Below are 15,829 nucleotides of genomic sequence, written 5' to 3'. Positions count from 1 at the left end.
CCGACGAACACCCCGACCGCACGGGACGCGGCCCGGTCGTGCGGCGGCTGATCGGCCGGAGACCGGGCGCCCGGCGCGTGGCCGTCGCGGTAGCGGCAGCGGTGGTGGCGTCGCTGCTGCCGGTCAACGCACCGGCGGCCGGGGCGACCACCCCGGCGGCCGGGGCGACCACCCCGGTCGCCGCGACCCACGGGCGGTCCTGGGTCGGTACCTGGGAGACCACCGCACAGGCGCCGATGGGACCGACCTGGCAGGGGCCGAACTGGTCACAGGAGGGATTCGACGACCACTCGCTGCGCCAGGTCGTCCGGATCAGCGTCGGTGGGCCCGCGGTGCGGATCAGGATCTCCAACGTGTACGGCCAGGTGCCGCTCCGGCTGACCGGCGCGACGGTCGGCAGGGCCGCCGAGGGCGCGGCCGTGCAGCCCGGGACCCTGCGCCGGGTACGGTTCGACCACGCGTGGTCCACGGTCGTTCCGGTGGGGCGGGAGAGGTTCAGCGACGCGGTGCCGCTGCGGGTGGCACCGCTGGACAGGCTGGCGGTGACCCTGTACTTCGCCGAACCCACCGGACCGGCGACGTTCCACGAGTTCACCGCGGCGACGATGTACCGGGCCACCGGTGACCACCTCTTCGACGGGACCGCCGACGCCTACGCCCAGACGGGCCTGTCCTGGTACTACCTGTCCGGCATCGACGTGCCCCGGCGGAAGCGCCACGCCGAGCACGCCGTCGTCATCGCCGGTGACTCGATCACCGACGGGGTGGGTGCGAGTCGCGACACCGACAACCGGTGGCCGGACGAGCTGGCCGAACGCCTCGTCGCCGCCAACCGGCCGGTCGGTGTGCTCAACGCGGGCCTGTCCGGCAACCGGCTGCTGACCGACGCCGTCTGCTACGGCGAACGGCTGACGGCCCGCTTCGACCGGGATGTGCTCGACCAGTCCGGAGCGAGAACCGTCGTCGTGCTCATCGGCATCAACGACATCGGTGCCCCGCTCTGGGTCGACCCGTGCCTCGGATCCCGTCCGGTCGTCACCGCCGACCAGATGATCGAGGGGTACCGGACCCTGATCCGTGCCGCCCACGCCCGGAATATCAAGATCATCGGAGCGACCATTCTTCCGTTCAAGGGCGGCGGCTACTACAGCGACCAGGGAGAACAGACCCGGGTAGCGGTCAACCGGTGGATGCGGTCCAGTGGCGAGTTCGACGCGGTCGTCGATCTCGCCCAGGCGGTCGCCGACCCGGACGACCCGGCTCGGATGCGTACGGAGTACAACGGGGGCGACGGCATCCACCCGAACGACGCCGGCTTCCACGCGATGGCCGCGGCCTTCGACCTCGACACCCTGTAGCGGGCATCGCGGGTGGACCCGCCGATGGTCTGCTGGGTCAAGGAGTCGTCGGTTCGAATCCGGCCGTCCCGACAGGCAGAAAGCCCTGACCAGCAGAAACGCTGGTCAGGGCTTTTAATCTTTGTCCATGGAGTTTTGAACCTCCCCCTAGCCGAGAACCCGCTCCAACCGGTCACAAACCGCCAGACCTCGATGGTTGACACGGCCCCGCTCCTTCAGGGATGACACTCCCATCCCTTGGATGTGCTGGACAATGTCGCTGGGCCCGGTCTACGCCGGGCCTAGCAGTGGCGTTTCCCGCCGCCACGTGTACCGCGCGCATCCGCCGATGCGCAATCGAGCAATGTTCGATAACGGGAAGATCACGGCCCGGCTCCTGAGGTGTGCCGTCGCTTGAATGGACCCGACTCGTCGACTGGGGAGTCGAAGGAGGTCCGGTACACATGAGACGGAAGTTGCTGTGTGCGGTGGCGGCGAGCTTGGCCCGGACGGTCGGTGTCGTCGCACCGGCCAAGCCGGCGGCTCGAAGCCGCCAAGCGGGAGATCATCAACGCGGGCGAAAACTCCAAGCAGGAGATCCTCAACCACATCGCCGCCGTCGCCGCCGCCGATGTCGAAGCATGCACACATTCGGCGGTCACCAAGTTCGCCCAGATCGACAGCATGCCGGGCAGCCTGCTCGGCCCGTTCATCAACGGGCCGTCGACTGCGTACACCTCTCCAGCCCCTACTTCAACACCGTGCAAGGCCTCCCGGCGGCTGACAACATCGGCAAGCTCATGGGAGTTATCTACGCGATCGCGATGACCGGCTTCGCCAAGTACGGCCTTTCCACCAAGGACTGCTCGACAACCTCATTACCGGGTACGACGCGGTCGCCGTGAAGACAAAACCGACGCATGGCGGCATGCAGGATGCGCTGCAGGACGACGAGGTGCGCCCGCGACCCGGCGATCCCATGTACTGGATCGTCTGGTGCGACGCGTACAACGGCGCCTTCGGCAACATCGTCTACAACACGATCTTCCCCGTCGACCCCAGCGAGGCCGACTTCGACGCGGTACGGCTGCAAGCCGGCCGGAACACCTGCTACGCCACGACCGTCCGCGCCCTCCCGACGCTCCGCGCGGTGCGGTAGTCCACGAGATCCGAGGAGACGACAATGCGAAAAGCGGGACCACTGCGGCGCGGTATCACCGCCGCCCTGGTCGGCCTGGCCCTGACCGGGTCAGCCGTGGCCGTCAGACCGGCACCGGCACTGGCCGACGCCAACTACGAGGTGTTCGTCCAGTTCTTCATCAGCGCGTACGACAAGGGCCGCGACGGCAACTACTCGGTGGCCGAGGTCAACGAGTTGGTCCAGCAGGCGATCAGCGCCGTCAACGGGGCCAAGAGCGACGTGCTCATCCGTCTCGACCGGCAGCTCACCAGCGAACTGCGTGGCAAGGCCGAAGCCGCCGTCACGAAGGTCGAGCTGTTGAAGGTGCCGTGGCTCGCCGGCCCCGCGATCAACAGCACGCACGACGCGGCGTACTCGGCCAAGGCTCACATCGCCACGGTCGCCGGCCAAGACGCTGAACTGGACGCCGTGGGCCGGGCGATGATCGTGCTCTTCGCCGAGCTCAACGCCGCGTACATCATGGTGGACGCCGAGGAGGGCACCAACGCCGCGGCCGTCCAGCGTCCCTACCTTCGCCAGGGCCTCGAGCACCTCATCCGCGAGATGGAGCCCGAATGCGGCCGCAACACCCTCCCCAGCGCCGGCTACGTCTCGTACGTGTGCACCTTCAACGGGCGGACCGTACGGGCGGAGTACTGGTCGGGCAGCAACTCGTACCGCATCGACGGCGGCGACGAGATCCCCGGGCAGATCAACCAGGACCTGGTCCAGGACTATCTCATGGCCAACACCGTCCTGCCGAACGCGGAGCGACTGCTCGCCGAGCTGATCCGTCAAGGGGTGCGGCTCCCGTGAAACGCAGACTAACCACAAGCATCGTGTCGGCAGTCGCCGCGATCGTCATCACCGTCGGCGGCACCGCACGACCCGTCCAGGCGGCTGTCCCGGCGTGGGTGCCGGTGGCCGTAAACGTGGTGCAGGCGCTTTACGGCGGCGGCGGTGGCGGTGGTGGGCTCGACCAGGCGAAGCGGGAGATCATCGCCGCGGTCGAAAACTCCAAGCAGGAGATCCTCAACCACATCGACGCCATCGCCGCCGCCGATGTGGAAGCCTGCACCCAGGCCGCCGTCACGAAGATCGCACAGATCGACAGCATGCCGGGCAGCCTGCTGGGGCCGTTCGTCAACGGGGCGGTCGACTGCGCATACCTGTCTACGTCCTACTTCAACGCCGTGCAGGGCCTTCCGGCGGCCGACAACATCGGCAAGCTGATGGGGGTCATCTACTCCATCGCGATGGTGGGTTTCGCCAAGTATGGCCTCTCCACCACCGCACTGCTCGATAGCCTGATCGGCGGCTACAACGCGGTCGTGGCACGGCTGGTGCCGAGTTGCTCGCATGACTGGATGTTCGACGACAATCCGCGGCACATCTACGAAGTCACCGTCACCTGCCAGCTCTACCCGGGCGTCATCGGCACCGACACTATGCTCAAGGGTTGGCTGCCGGGGCGGCCCGAGCCTGCGATCCCGTACACCCGAGCGATTGCCAATGTGGACGCTCAGACCAGTCGCGGTGTGGCGATCGTCGCGCTGCCACAGCTCCGGGCGGCTCGCGGCTGACCTCAACCCAACCATAAAAGGCACGGCCCGCCGCACGCCTCCGGTGCGGCGGGCCGTGTCGTGCAGTCAAGTTCAGTGCTCGCACAGCCGGGATCAACGGCTTCGCCTCGGCCTCAAACACCTGCTCACCCACCCCGACGCCGGCGGACTGACCTTGCCGCTGCTCTACGGCGGCGTCGCCCTTTACCTGGCCGCGCTCGTGGCCATCGAAGCCCGCGCCCTGCACCACCTCAACTGGGCTTGGGCGGGGCGGGAACGGGGGCACGACGTAGCCACGCGCCGGCAGCCCGGCCCAGCCGAGCACCAGCGCGGCGTCGACGGCCGCGACCGCCGCCCACACCTGCGCGCAGACACTCGCCGCCGAGACGCTGCTCCTCGCCGGCCTTGAGCCCCAAACCACCCGGCAACGCCGCCCCGCCACGTCAACCCCTTGGCGTTGTTGTCGAGCTGGAAGCTATGGCCGGGCTGCCAAGCCACAGCCACGCACCGACCGCCCCGACTAGGTGCGGTGTCGGGCCGCACCTGGTCAGGAGGTGAGACGAGGGCGTAGTGTCTCGGCGTCCGGGTGGTCGAGCTCGTCGAGGATCGCCACCGCCTGGGACCAGGCGTCCCGCGCGTCGCGGGCCGCGCCGTGGGCGTGTTGGGTGTCGCCGAGCTTGGTCAGGACCCCCGCCTCGTTGTAGCGGTCGCCGAGCTCGCGGCACAGGACGAGCGCCCGCCGATAGCACGCGACCGCCTGGTCGTACTGGCCAAGGTGTTGGTGGGCGTGGCCGAGGCTGTCCCAGCCCGCCGCCTCGCCATGCCGGTCGCCGATCTCCTGGTGCAGCGCGAGCGCCAGTTCGCAGTACGTCACCGCCTCGCCGTGCCGGCCCAGCAGTGAGTGGTACCAGCCGATCGTGGCCAGCGTGTTGGCCTGGCCGAGGCGGTGGCCGCTGGCCCGGCACAGCTCCAGTGACGCCTGCGCATGCCGGAGCGCCTCTTCGTATCGGCCGCGGCGTTCGGACACCTGGGCGCGGTTGTAGTGCACGCGCGCACGACCAGCGTCCTCACCGAGCTCACCGAAGATGTCGAGGGCCCGGCGCAGGTGCGCGTCGGCGTCGTCGTAACGGGCGAGCTTCTGGTAGACCCGGCCGAGGCTGGTGTGTGCGTGGGCCTGGCCGGGCAGATTGGCGAGCGACCGCGCGGCGGCGAGGGCCGTCTCCTGGCTGCTGGCCTGATCGGCCCAGTGGCCCCGGCGGTCCAGGAAGTCGTCGAGGGTCCAGGCGAGTTGCCAGGCGTGGGTGTCGAACCCGGCCCGCGCGGCGAATCGGATCATCGCCAGCAGCGCCGGTCGTTCGGCCGTGAGCCAACCGAGCGCCGCATCGTGGTCGGCCGGGGCGTCGAGGCTCGTACCGGACGCGGGCGGGCCGACGGCGATCGGGTCGCGTGGTGGGTTCAGGCACAGCGCGGCGGCACGCGACGTGTGCAGGTAGTGGTCGAGCAGCCGCCGCAGCGCCGCCCGCCGTTCGTCGTCGGTGTCCTCCTTGTGTGTCAGTTCGATGGCATACACGTGCAGTAGGTCGTGTGTCGTGTACCGCCCGTGGTTCTGCACGGTGGCGAGGTTGGCCGTGGTCAACTCGGCCAGCAGCGGCCGGACCTGGTTGGCAGGCAGCCCGGCGAGGCTGGCGGCGGCCTGCGGGCCGACATGCGGGCCGGGATGCAGGCCCAGCAGTCGGAACAGTCGCGCCGCCTCGGCTCCGAGGAGGTGGTACGACCAGGAGAAGACCTCGCGGGCGTCGACCGCGCGGTCGTCGCCGGCCAGGGCGTCGAGCCGGTCGCGGGCGTCGCTGGTGTGCAGGTCGGCGGCGAGGCTGTCCAGCGACAGATGGGTACTCGTCGCCGCGCGTGCCGCCACGACCGAGAGCGCCAGCGGCAGGTGGGCGCAGCCGGCGATGATCATGTCGAGTGGCTGGCGGTCGGCGATCCGTTGCTCGCCGAGGCGCCCGGCGAGCAGCTCGCGGGCCTCCGAGTCGCTCATTACGTCCAGGACCAGCGCGTGCGCGCCCTCGGCGGCGACCAGGCTCGGCAGTTGGTTGCGACTGGTCACGACGACGACGCAGCCCGGCGCCCCGGGCAGCAGCGGGCGGACCTGCTCGGCGTCGCGGGCGTTGTCGAGCAGCACGAGCATCCGGCGGCCGGCCAGCAGGCTGCGGAACAACCCGGTACGGGCATCGAGGCGGGCCGGGACGCGGCGCGGCGCCACCCCCAGCGCATCGAGGAACCCGTGCAGGGCGTCCTCCGGCGAGACCGCGGCGCCACCCGGGTCGTAACCGCGCAGGTTCACGTAGAGCTGGCCGTCCGGGAAGGCACCGGCCATCCGGTGGGCCCAGTGCACGGCGAGGGCGGTCTTGCCGATGCCCGCGATGCCCGAGACGGCGGCGATCATCACCGCTGTGGGGTGACTGGTCGCGCCCGTCAGGAGCGCGTCGAGGCGGGCGATCTCGGTGGCGCGACCGCTGAACCCGTACACGTCCGGCGGTAGTTGGGCCGGAACCTCGATCGGTGGCGGTTGGGCCGGAACCTCGACCTCCGCTGCCGCCGCAGCAGCCGGCGCCGCGCGCGCCGCCGGCTGCGCCAGCTCGCCGCGGAGGATGGCGCCCTCCAGCTCGGTCAGCGCCGGCCCAGGATCCAGGCCATGCTGCTCAGCCAGGGCTGCGCGCAGGCGCCGGAACCGGTCCAGCGCCTCGGCGGTACGCCCCGCGCGGTGCAGCGCCCGCATGAGCAGGCCGCAGAACGCCTCGTGTAGCGGGTACTCGTCCATCGGCGGTGCGAGTTCGCTGAGGACCTCGATGTCGTTGCCGAGCGCCAACTCCGCCTCGGCCAAGGTCTCCAGGATGGCTCGGCGGCGCTCGTGCAGGTGTTCGCGGGCGGCCGGGACGAAGGCGCCCCGGGCGTCGCCGAGCGGCTCGCCCCGCCACAGTCGCAGGCCGGCTCGTGCGGTGCTGGCAGCGTCGGCGAATCGCCGCCCCGCCAGGTGTCCCTTCGCCTGCGCCAGGTGGCTGGCGAGGAGGGTGGCGTCGAGCTGACCCGGTTCGATGCGGACGGTATAGCCGCCGGCGGACCAGGGGATCGTTTCCTCGCAGCCGGCGTCGAGCAGCTGCGCGCGTAGCGCGTAGACGGCGGAGTGGATCTGCGCTCGCGCCGTCTTCGGCGCGGCTGGCCCCCACAGCGCCTCGGCGGCCGCGTCGGGGCTCACCGTGCGGTTGGCGTTGAGCAGCAACAGGGCGAGTAGCGCCCGCCGCTGCGGGCGGGCGATGACCACTGGCCGCCCGTGCGTTGACACCTCTACCGTGCCCAGGATCGTGTACCGCATGGTCCCGCCCTCGTGGATCTTGCGATCACCCGCCCCAACGCGTGTAGCAAATGTATCGCCGACGTGTAGCCGGTGTAACTGCCACCCCAGAAAAGATCGTTAACGGCCGGGACGCCCGTCCCGGTCGAGGAAGGGAGTTGCGCATGGCTCGATCATTGCGGGCGTTCGGCGACCGGATGCTCCAGGCGATGCTGCCCCGAGCCGAGGCCAGGGCGGCCGAGAGGTGCCGCATGGTCGGCGCGCAGTGCTGGGTGAACTGTCGGACCGGCTGCCAGGGCTGCGACTACAGCGGTGGCCCGTACTGCGGCTGCACCACCTGGGTCAGCAGATGCTGATCGCATGCTCCGGCGGCGGCCGCCCCCCAATGGCCGTCGCCGGTTCACCTGCCGTCGAAGGTCACCTTTGTTGCCGTATCTGGTACTCGCCTGCCGGATCATGGTGGGCGGGGTGCTGCTCTACGCCGCCGCCGGCAAGGTGCGGCACCGGACCGCCTTCGCGGCGTTCACGGTCTCGGTGCGGCGCCTCAGCGGCGTACCGGCGCGGCTGGCCGGTCCGGTCGCGGCCGGTGTCGTGGCGACGGAGCTGGCCCTCGGCGGCGCGCTGCTGGTGGGAGTGAGACCGGTGGTGACGTTCTCGGCGGCGGCCGCGCTGCTGCTCGCGTTCACCGCTGTGCTCGTGCGCGCCATGCGGCGGCCGGCAGCTGCCTCGTGTGGCTGCCTGGGCGCGGGCACCGAGCCGGTGTCATGGCGGCATGTCGTCCGCAACGTCGCGCTTCTCGCCGTCACGGCGGTGGGCACGGCGGGCACGGCGACGGGGGATGCCGCCCCGATCAATCCGGCCGGTGCCGCGTTCAGCGTCGCGGGCGCGCTCTTCGCCGTACTGATGATCGTCATGCTCGACGACCTGGCGGCGGTGTTCCGCATGAGCGGGCGATGTGGAGGAAGTACACGTCATGAACGAGCCGCGGGAAGGACTGGCTGGCATGACCGCGGAGGAGGCCGCCGCGTACGCGATGGACCACGACCTCGGACCCATGTTCGATCAGGCTGAGGTGGTGCGGGAGCGCCGGCCGGCGAAGATGGTGACCGCGCTGCGCATCGACCTGGACATCCAGGCGGAGATCGAGGCAGCCGCGGCGGCTCGGGGTATCGGCGCTTCGACGCTGATGCGGCAGATCATCGAGGAGTGGGTGGCGGCGCATCGGGGTTCCGTCGCGCCCGATCAGCTCGGCGGTTGGTGCGGCATCTGGACGCTGCCCGACGTGCCGCTGCGTCGCTGGCGCGGCCGGCCGCATGAGCCCGGACGGGCCGCCTGGAGCCGTCGGCGTATGACTCCTTTACTCGGCCGGTCTATGCTCTGGGCGACCTGGACAAACGTGCGTAAGCATGCCGCTGGGCCACCGGACTACTGGGGGTCAAGGGGTCGTCGGTTCGAATCCGGCCGTCCCGACGGACAAAGCCCTGACCAGCAGAAACGGCTGGTCGGGCTTTAATCTTTGTCTATGGAGTTCTGAACCTCCCCCCGACAACCCCCCCATTTATCCCCGCAAGGGCGAGGTCCCCATCGCGCAGATCGCGAAGGACTTCGGATCTCCGAGGCGTGTCTGCGCCGCTGGCTCAAGCTCGTCGACGTTGAGGACGGCGTCCGACCGGGCGGTGCCGGCAGTAGCGAGTCGGCCGAACTGCGGGAGCTGCGCAGGCGCAACAAGGTCTTGGAGCAGGAGAACGAGATCCCGCGCCGGGCCGCGCGTACTACTTCGCTAAGTGAGCGTTTCAGATGTGTGTTGGTCGGGCGTGTCGCACAGTGGGTCCGATCGTTGAGGCCGGATGGCTCGGTAGTCGGGTATGGAGCGTGTGCGGCGGTACCCGTCCGACCTGACTGATGCCCAGTGGGAGATCGTGGAGGTGATGCTGCCTGGCCAGAAGTGGATGGGCAGGCCGGAGAAGCATCCTCGCAGGGCGATCGTTGATGCGATCTTGTACGTGGTGCGGACCGGTTGTCTTCGCCGACCAGGGGTTCGCCGGCCGGTTCGTTGACTGGGCCAGGAACGTCTTGAACACCACGATTGAGATCGTGTGTAAGCCGGCTGACCAGCGGGGATTCGTCGTGCATCCGCGCAGGTGGGTGGTGGAGAGGACCCTGGGCTGGTTGATGCTGCACCGCCGCCTGGTCCGCGACTACGAAACCGACCCTGTCACCGCTGAACACATGATCCGCTGGGCCGCGATCACCGGCATGCTGAACCGCCTCACCCGCGGCGGACCCGCCACCCGCCAACCCCGCCGTACCTTCAACACACCCGAGTAACCCACATCTGAAACGCTCACTAAGGAGATCTCCCCACAATGACGTACCCGCTGGTCGGCGACCTGGCCGCGGACGGGGACACCGCCGCTACCCGCGAATCATCGAGGTTGATGCGGAACGACTCCGAATAGTCGCGTACTACATCTCGGAACATCCATAGCTGTTGATGGATGTGTTCGGGGTCGTCGGCTAACATGTGCTCGTGACTGTCGCTCCTATTTCCATTTTGGACGTGCGTCGTCGTCATGTTCCCAGTTGAGTCGTCATGTTCCCAGTTGAGCTGCCGACCGTCTGGGTCGGCCGGGAGAAGGAACTGGCGGCACTCCACACGGCCGTCGAGGCCACCCGTCAGGGGCGGGGATCGGTGCTCTGGGTGGAGGGCGAGGCCGGCATCGGCAAGTCCTCCCTGGTGGCCGCCGGGCTCACCAGCGCCGGGTTTCGGCCCCGCGAGCTGCTCTGGGGCACTGCGGACCAGTTGTCCTACCGTTTTCCGCTGCGGGTGATGCTGGACTGCCTCCAGGTGCGGCCGCGCTCACCAGATCCCCGCCGGGCGCGGATCGCCGATTTCCTGCAGGACCGCCGACCGGGGCTGTTCGCCGCGGACGACGTCGCCTACGCTGCCACCGAGATGCTCGTGTCGCTGGTCGACGAGCTCTCCACCGACACGCCCACCGTGCTGGTTCTCGACGATCTGCAATGGGCCGACGAAGCGTCGTTGATGTTGTGGCACCGGCTCGCCCTCGCCGCCGAGGAACTCCCGCTTCTGCTGGTCAGCGCTACCCGTCCGGTACCGGCACGTCAGGACGTGCAGACGCTGCGGGCGGCGACGCTGCGCCGTGGCGGCGCCCTGCTTCCGCTCGCCGCGCTTGACGCGGACGACGTCCGTACCCTGGTCACCGGAATGCTCGGGGTGCCGCCGGGACCCGCACTCAACCGCCTGCTCGGGCGGGCCATGGGCAACCCGCTGTACCTGCGTGAGCTGCTCGACGCTCTGACCCGGGAGCAGACGGCCGGCCCCGCGCTGGCCGAGGGTGAACTCTCCGACGACGCGTTCGAGCGGGTCCCGGCCTCCTTCACGGCCGCGCTGAGCGACCGGCTCAGTGCGGTCTCGGTGGCGACCGCCCAGATGCTGCGCACCGCATCACTGCTCGGCGGCGAGTTCGCGGTCACCGACCTCGCTGCGCTGCTGCGTCGCACGGCCTCTGACCTGGCAGAGGGCTTGCAGGACGCGGTCGCGGCCGGCATCGTCGTGGGCGTCGGCGATCAGCTCGCCTTCCGGCACCCGTTGATCCGGCAGGCCCTCTACGACAGCGTGCCGGCCGCGCTGCGGGCGGCGCTGCACTGCGAGGCGGCGAAGGCACTGGTGTCCGCCGGTGCCGAACCGCTGCGGGTGGCCCAGCAACTGCTGGCGGCCGGCCGCCCGGGTGACGAGTGGACACGTACCTGGGTTATCGAGGCGGCACCGGTACTGGCCGCCCGGGCCCCGGACATCGTGATGGAACTCCTGCACCGGGAACTGGAGGCGAGCCAACTCGACCGGACCGACCGGGCCGACCTGACTGTCGAACTCGCTCGGGTACTGCTCGGCGCCGGGCGCCATCCGGAGGCCGCCGAACGGGCCCGGCAGGCGCTCGCCGTGGCGACCCGGCCCGAGCACCGGGTCGAGATGTCCTCGATACTGGCCCGCACACTGTTCCACCAGGGCCGCAACGAGGAGGCCGTGGCCGTCGTCCGGGGTGCGCTCGGCCGCCCGGACGTACCGGCGGTGTGGCGAGCCCGCCTGCTGGCCTCGCTATCGATGTTCGAGCGGGCCAGCACCGGCGATCTTGACACCGCCGACGGCACCGCGCGTGAGGCGCTGCGGGTGGGGGAGGACGCCGGGGACGCGTTCGCCACCGCCTACGCGTTGACCGACCTGTGGCTGACGCACTCGATCCGGCGCGACCACGACGCCGCTCTCGGTTACGTCGACCGGGCGCTGATGGTGCTGGGCGACGCACCGGAGCACACCGACCTGCGAACCTTCGCCTTGGACGGCCGGATCTTCAGCCTGCAGAATCTCGATCGGTGGCCGGATGCGGAGGCGACCCTACGCCGGGCCCGCGACCTGGGTCAGCAGGCCGCCGGATCCGGCCCGGGCGTCTCGGCGCTCACCGCGGCCGTGTTGCTGTACTGGCTCGGTCGGTGGGACGACGCCTTGGCCGAACTCGACGCCGTCGACCGCGACACCACCGATATCACGTACTCCGGGCTCCGTGAACGGGGACCGGCGTTGCTCTGGCACGGTGTCGCCTCGTTCATCGCCGGACACCGGGGTAAGAACGGCACCGCGGCCGAGCACCTCCGGGCGGGTCTCGCGCTTCCCGTCCGGACCGTCGCCGACCGGGAGAACCGTGACTTCCTGCTCGCCGCCCACGCGCTCGTGGCCGAGCAGGAGGGGGAGCCGGCACGGGCGCTGTCGTTGCTGGCGGCGCTCCTGGACCGCGCACCCGGCGAAATGACCCTGCTCCACCAGTGGATGCCCGAGCTGGTGCGACTCGCGGTGGCGGTGGACGACCGGCCGGCGGCGCGGGCGGCGTTGCAGGCCTGCCAGGCGGAGGCTGCGGCGGAGTCCCGGCCGGGTCGGGCCGCCGCGGCGGCACGCCGGTGTCAGGGCCTGCTCGACGAGGATCCGGCGCCGCTGCACGAGGCTATCGCGTACTACCGGTCGGTCGGTTCACCAGTGGAGTTGACCGAGACACTGGAGGATCTGGCCACAGTGCTCGCCGTAGGCGGGCAGCAGGCCGAGGCGAGGACGCTGCTGAACGAGGCGGTCGACCGGTACGACGCCCTCGGGGCGCTCTGGGACATCCGTCGGGCCGAGGGACGGCTCCGGCGCGCCGGCGTCCGCCGGGGTGTCCGTGGCCCCCGGCCGGCCCGTGCCCAGACCGGCTGGGAGGCGCTCACCCCGACCGAGACCCGGGTGGCTGTGCTGGTCGCCGAAGGACGGTCCACACCCGACATCGCCCGGGAGCTGTATCTTTCCCGGCGTACCGTACAGACCCATATCTCGCACGTCCTGGGCAAGCTTGGCGTACGGAGCCGGGTGGAGATCGCCCGTGAGGCGTTGCGCCGGGAGGCCGCCTCCGACGGTGGAGCCTGACGCCCGGACACGATCGGCCGGTCGGGGCGACGCCGCATGGCTCCGGCGGGAACATCCGTCATCTGACGTGGGGTCGATGACGCCGGACGGGCGGTCCGGCCGGTGTCGTGGGGCTCGGGCACGCTGCCCGGCACGTCCGTCGGTCAGGTCGCCGACGCAGGGCTGCGACTGGCCCGAGGTGACGGCTGGACGTGATCGGGCCGCGGTCGAGTCGGGGATCCGGCTACCGCCGGAGCCGGATCGGTTCACGTCAACTAACCGATGTCCGCAGCGGCCCGCTGATCCAGGCTGGACTACGCGAGGCGGCCGACGGAGCACGGAGGAGTTCCGAGGATGGGACATTCGACTCACCAGACGATCCGGAGTCGGGCGACCGAGCAGCCGGAGCCGGAGGTTGGACCACCGTCGGCGTACGCCGGTCCGCCGCTCGTGGTGCGCTGTCTGGGCGGGTTCGAGCTGAAGATCCCGGGGCGGCAGTTGGACTGGACGACGATACGGCCGAGGGTCCGGACGCTGCTGCGCTTCCTGGCCGCCCACGGGGGGCGGCCGGTGCACCGCGAGATCATCCTGGCGGCGCTCTGGCCGGAACTACCGGTCCGGTCCGGCATTCGTAATCTGCACGTCGGCGTCTCCACGCTTCGGGCGTTCCTCGAACCCGGCGTGCGGCGCGGTGAATCGACGTTCGTACGGCGTGACGGCGAGTCCTACCGGCTGGCGCTGCCGCGCGCCACGCTCTGCGACGTGCGTTCGTTCGACGAGGCGGTCGCGACCTGGCGCCGGACCGTCGGTACGGGACAGCGGTGCGTCGAGGCGGCTGCCCTGCGGGAGGCCATCGCCCAGTACGCGGGCGACCTGCTGCCGGAGGATGGGCCGGCCGAGTGGGTGGTAGCCGAACGGGACCGCTACCGCACGTTGGCGGCGGAGTCGGCGGCGACGCTCGCCGCGCTCGAACTGGAGGCGGGGCGACTCGCCGCGGCGGTCGCGGCGGCACGGCGCGGACTGGAGATCGACGGATTCCGTGACGACGCCTGGCGGGTACTGGCCGAGGCGCATCAGCGCTCCGGCGATGCGGCGGCGGCCGCGCGGACCCGCAGCGCGTACGGCCGGGTGTTGCGGGCACTCGGGGTGTCCGGACCGGCCTGGGCCGCGTGAGAGCGGCCCTGCGTCGTCAGGCGGAACGGCGGAAGATCTCCACCTCGGCGATCGCGGTGCGGCGGTCGGCCGCGCTGCCGTAGCTCTGGCGGACGGTCAACCGGATCCGCACCACGTCGGGGAAGACCCGGCGGAAGGTCTGCGGACCAGCCTGGTCGGCAAGCCGCAACATGCTGGTCGCCGGCCCGTTCTGACTGGTCCAGACGGTCAGTTCCAGTTGCGCCGGTCGGGCCTGCCGCAGGAACACGTCGCGCTGGGCCGACACACCGGGATGGACGATCAGGTCGAGCAGCCGGAACGGCGTGCCGAAGGTCAGTTCCACGTACTCGCCGCGCCCCGGGCCGTTCCCCGCCGGTGCCCAGTAACTGTTGCTGAGTCCGTCCACGACCAACTCCGCGGAGTGGCTCCGCGCCTGGCTCGACGCGCCCACCGACACCGGACTCACCGGCTCCGGATCGGCGAGCCGGTCACGTACGGCGTCGCTGGCGCTGGCGCCGAGCCGGACCACGCCGTAGCCGAGGCCGGCGAGCAGGGCGACGGCGAGCAGCAGGGTGCCGATCCGGTGGACCAGACCCCATCCGCCCGAGCGGGGCCGGACCAACCATCGCGCCGCACGGAACAGGGCCCGGCAGAGCCGACGCCACCACGAGACCGGGACCGCCGGTCCGGGGCGGGCGGCGTCGAGGGCCGTGCCGCACCGCCGGCAGAACCTCCGGTCCCGTGGGTTGCCGGTCGCACAGGCTGGGCAGACGACGTCGCCGGAACCCTCGTCCGGCTCGGGCGGACGCTGTCGTACCACGGGTCGGCGGACCTGCGGCCGAGCGGGCTGGACAGCCTGCACGGCCGAGCCCGCCGGTTGGTCCGCCGCAGGCCCGACCCTCGCCGCGGTTCCCGTTCCCGGCGGCCGGGCCGTCGCCGCGTCGGTGGCGCGGTCGGCGACGCTTGCCACCTCCTGCGAGCCGCGGGCCGCGGCGTCCGGCCGGTCGCCGTCTCCGTCCGCCGCCGGTGGTGCCGGTCGGGTCGCCCCGGTCAGCCGCACGTCCGCCGGAGGGACCGCCGTGGCCGAGGGCCGGACGGCAGAGGTCGGCGTCGACGGCCGGCCCGGAGGCAGAGCGTCCCCGGCCTGTTCCCACTCCAGGAAGGATCCGCAGACCGCGCAGAAGGCACCGCCGGATTCGGCCGGCGCGCACCGGTCACAACGTTCCATCGTCGTCGCCTCCGCGCACCCCGTCATTCTCGATGACCACCCGGACCGTGCACGGCACGTGCGCAGGTCGGTTGGCCTCCACCAGAGCCCGCAGCCGGGCCAGCGGGACCAGGTCGGGTTCGGGCACCCGCACCGTCACCGTCAGGGCGGGCGCCGCCGTGCCCGGAAGCGGCCCGCCCGGCGTCGACGACCAGACCGTACCGCCGTTCTCGGTCACCTCCGGCAGTACCCCGAAGACCGTCCGTACCTGCTCGGCCAGGCCCCGCGCCGTACCGCGTACCCGGTGTAGGGCCACCGCACCGGCGACCGCCTCGCGACGCTGCCGCAGCGTCCACCCAGGCGCCGTCTCGGCCGCCACCCAGCCGGCAAGCCAGTCGACGAAGTCGGCCGGGGCCAGCCGGGGGTCCAGATAGGCGGCGAAATTGTCCAGCGTCGTGTGCACCGGGGCCAGCACCTCGTCGAAGGCGGCGAGCAGCCGTCCGGCCAGCTCGTCGGCACCGTAGATCGTCGGCAGCCGGCTGCCGAACGGATGTGGTGTGCCGAGGCCTGGCACTGCGCCACGCATGGGA

Annotated in this window: 14 protein-coding genes and 2 pseudogenes; 13 read left to right on the top strand and 3 right to left on the bottom strand. The window is 71.0% G+C overall.

Annotated elements, in window-relative coordinates; translation table 11 throughout:
- Positions 1-77: 77 nt before the first annotated feature.
- From EV371_RS22020 to EV371_RS22000, 5 genes are all read left to right on the top strand, one after another.
- Positions 78-1,358 carry an SGNH/GDSL hydrolase family protein gene (locus tag EV371_RS22020; protein WP_486484745.1) on the top strand — a complete coding sequence of 427 codons (1,281 nt, stop codon included), beginning with the start codon at positions 78-80 and terminating at the stop codon, positions 1,356-1,358.
- A 495-nt stretch (positions 1,359-1,853) separates the two neighbouring features.
- Positions 1,854-2,165 (top strand): hypothetical protein, encoded by a 312-nt coding sequence (locus EV371_RS22015; RefSeq protein WP_130463730.1) that lies wholly within the window; start codon positions 1,854-1,856, stop codon positions 2,163-2,165.
- Positions 2,166-2,265: 100 nt separating this feature from the next.
- Complete coding sequence (locus EV371_RS22010; protein WP_130463729.1) at positions 2,266-2,496, top strand: hypothetical protein; 231 nt, start codon at positions 2,266-2,268, stop codon at positions 2,494-2,496.
- A 24-nt stretch (positions 2,497-2,520) separates the two neighbouring features.
- The gene (locus EV371_RS22005; RefSeq protein WP_130463728.1) at positions 2,521-3,333 is read left to right on the top strand and encodes a hypothetical protein; all 813 of its coding nucleotides are present in this window, start codon (positions 2,521-2,523) and stop codon (positions 3,331-3,333) included.
- Complete coding sequence (locus tag EV371_RS22000) at positions 3,330-4,100, top strand: hypothetical protein (protein ID WP_130463727.1); 771 nt, start codon at positions 3,330-3,332, stop codon at positions 4,098-4,100. Before EV371_RS22005 ends, EV371_RS22000 begins: the two co-directional genes overlap by 4 nt.
- Positions 4,101-4,626: 526 nt before the next feature.
- Here EV371_RS22000 and EV371_RS21995 read toward each other — a convergent pair.
- Positions 4,627-7,452 (bottom strand): BTAD domain-containing putative transcriptional regulator, encoded by a 2,826-nt coding sequence (locus EV371_RS21995; protein ID WP_130463726.1) that lies wholly within the window; start codon positions 7,450-7,452, stop codon positions 4,627-4,629.
- 143 nt (positions 7,453-7,595) lie between these two features.
- Between EV371_RS21995 and EV371_RS21990 the strand changes: the two genes are divergently transcribed.
- From EV371_RS21990 to EV371_RS21960, 8 genes and pseudogenes are all read left to right on the top strand, one after another.
- Positions 7,596-7,787: a hypothetical protein gene (locus tag EV371_RS21990; protein WP_130463725.1), complete on the top strand. Its 192-nt coding sequence runs from the start codon at positions 7,596-7,598 to the stop codon at positions 7,785-7,787.
- Positions 7,788-7,791: 4 nt separating this feature from the next.
- Positions 7,792-8,502: a MauE/DoxX family redox-associated membrane protein gene (locus tag EV371_RS21985; RefSeq protein WP_130463724.1), complete on the top strand. Its 711-nt coding sequence runs from the start codon at positions 7,792-7,794 to the stop codon at positions 8,500-8,502.
- Positions 8,465-8,944 carry a hypothetical protein gene (locus EV371_RS21980; RefSeq protein ID WP_165436804.1) on the top strand — a complete coding sequence of 160 codons (480 nt, stop codon included), beginning with the start codon at positions 8,465-8,467 and terminating at the stop codon, positions 8,942-8,944. Before EV371_RS21985 ends, EV371_RS21980 begins: the two co-directional genes overlap by 38 nt.
- A 43-nt stretch (positions 8,945-8,987) precedes the next feature.
- A pseudogene (locus EV371_RS34560) lies at positions 8,988-9,199 on the top strand (transposase); the annotation flags it as partial.
- 97 nt (positions 9,200-9,296) lie between these two features.
- A pseudogene (locus EV371_RS21975) lies at positions 9,297-9,452 on the top strand (transposase); the annotation flags it as partial.
- Positions 9,421-9,759 (top strand): transposase, encoded by a 339-nt coding sequence (locus EV371_RS34555; protein WP_130463721.1) that lies wholly within the window; start codon positions 9,421-9,423, stop codon positions 9,757-9,759. The pseudogene EV371_RS21975 and the gene EV371_RS34555, both read left to right, overlap by 32 nt.
- 265 nt (positions 9,760-10,024) lie before the next feature.
- On the top strand, positions 10,025-12,901 hold the full coding sequence (locus EV371_RS21965) for an AAA family ATPase (protein WP_130463720.1): 2,877 nt from the start codon (positions 10,025-10,027) through the stop codon (positions 12,899-12,901).
- Between the two features lie 333 nt (positions 12,902-13,234).
- Positions 13,235-14,053, top strand: a complete 819-nt coding sequence (locus tag EV371_RS21960) for a BTAD domain-containing putative transcriptional regulator (protein ID WP_130463719.1) — start codon at positions 13,235-13,237, stop codon at positions 14,051-14,053.
- Between the two features lie 16 nt (positions 14,054-14,069).
- Here EV371_RS21960 and EV371_RS21955 read toward each other — a convergent pair whose 3' ends face one another.
- Both EV371_RS21955 and EV371_RS21950 read right to left on the bottom strand, forming a co-directional pair.
- Complete coding sequence (locus EV371_RS21955) at positions 14,070-14,852, bottom strand: NADase-type glycan-binding domain-containing protein (protein ID WP_130463718.1); 783 nt, start codon at positions 14,850-14,852, stop codon at positions 14,070-14,072.
- A 394-nt stretch (positions 14,853-15,246) separates the two neighbouring features.
- A complete protein-coding gene (locus EV371_RS21950) occupies positions 15,247-15,825 on the bottom strand; it encodes a phage tail protein (RefSeq protein WP_130463717.1) in 579 nt (192 codons plus the stop codon).
- Positions 15,826-15,829 lie beyond the last annotated feature (4 nt).

The sequence above is a fragment of the Plantactinospora sp. CNZ321 genome (assembly GCF_004217235.1).
This window is presented reverse-complemented; position numbering and strand designations above follow the sequence as displayed.

Excerpts from the sequence above, each read along its gene's own strand:
- EV371_RS22010 (WP_130463729.1), top strand. The coding sequence starts at position 2,266 with ATGCAGGATGCGCTGCAGGACGACGAGGTGCGCCCGCGACCCGGCGAT.
- EV371_RS21985 (WP_130463724.1), top strand. The coding sequence starts at position 7,792 with ATGCTCCGGCGGCGGCCGCCCCCCAATGGCCGTCGCCGGTTCACCTGC.
- EV371_RS21950 (WP_130463717.1), bottom strand. The coding sequence starts at position 15,825 with ATGCGTGGCGCAGTGCCAGGCCTCGGCACACCACATCCGTTCGGCAGC.
- EV371_RS21960 (WP_130463719.1), top strand. The coding sequence starts at position 13,235 with ATGGGACATTCGACTCACCAGACGATCCGGAGTCGGGCGACCGAGCAG.
- EV371_RS21980 (WP_165436804.1), top strand. The coding sequence starts at position 8,465 with ATGGACCACGACCTCGGACCCATGTTCGATCAGGCTGAGGTGGTGCGG.
- EV371_RS21990 (WP_130463725.1), top strand. The coding sequence starts at position 7,596 with ATGGCTCGATCATTGCGGGCGTTCGGCGACCGGATGCTCCAGGCGATG.
- EV371_RS34555 (WP_130463721.1), top strand. The coding sequence starts at position 9,421 with ATGCGATCTTGTACGTGGTGCGGACCGGTTGTCTTCGCCGACCAGGGG.
- EV371_RS21995 (WP_130463726.1), bottom strand. The coding sequence starts at position 7,452 with ATGCGGTACACGATCCTGGGCACGGTAGAGGTGTCAACGCACGGGCGG.
- EV371_RS22005 (WP_130463728.1), top strand. The coding sequence starts at position 2,521 with ATGCGAAAAGCGGGACCACTGCGGCGCGGTATCACCGCCGCCCTGGTC.
- EV371_RS21965 (WP_130463720.1), top strand. The coding sequence starts at position 10,025 with ATGTTCCCAGTTGAGCTGCCGACCGTCTGGGTCGGCCGGGAGAAGGAA.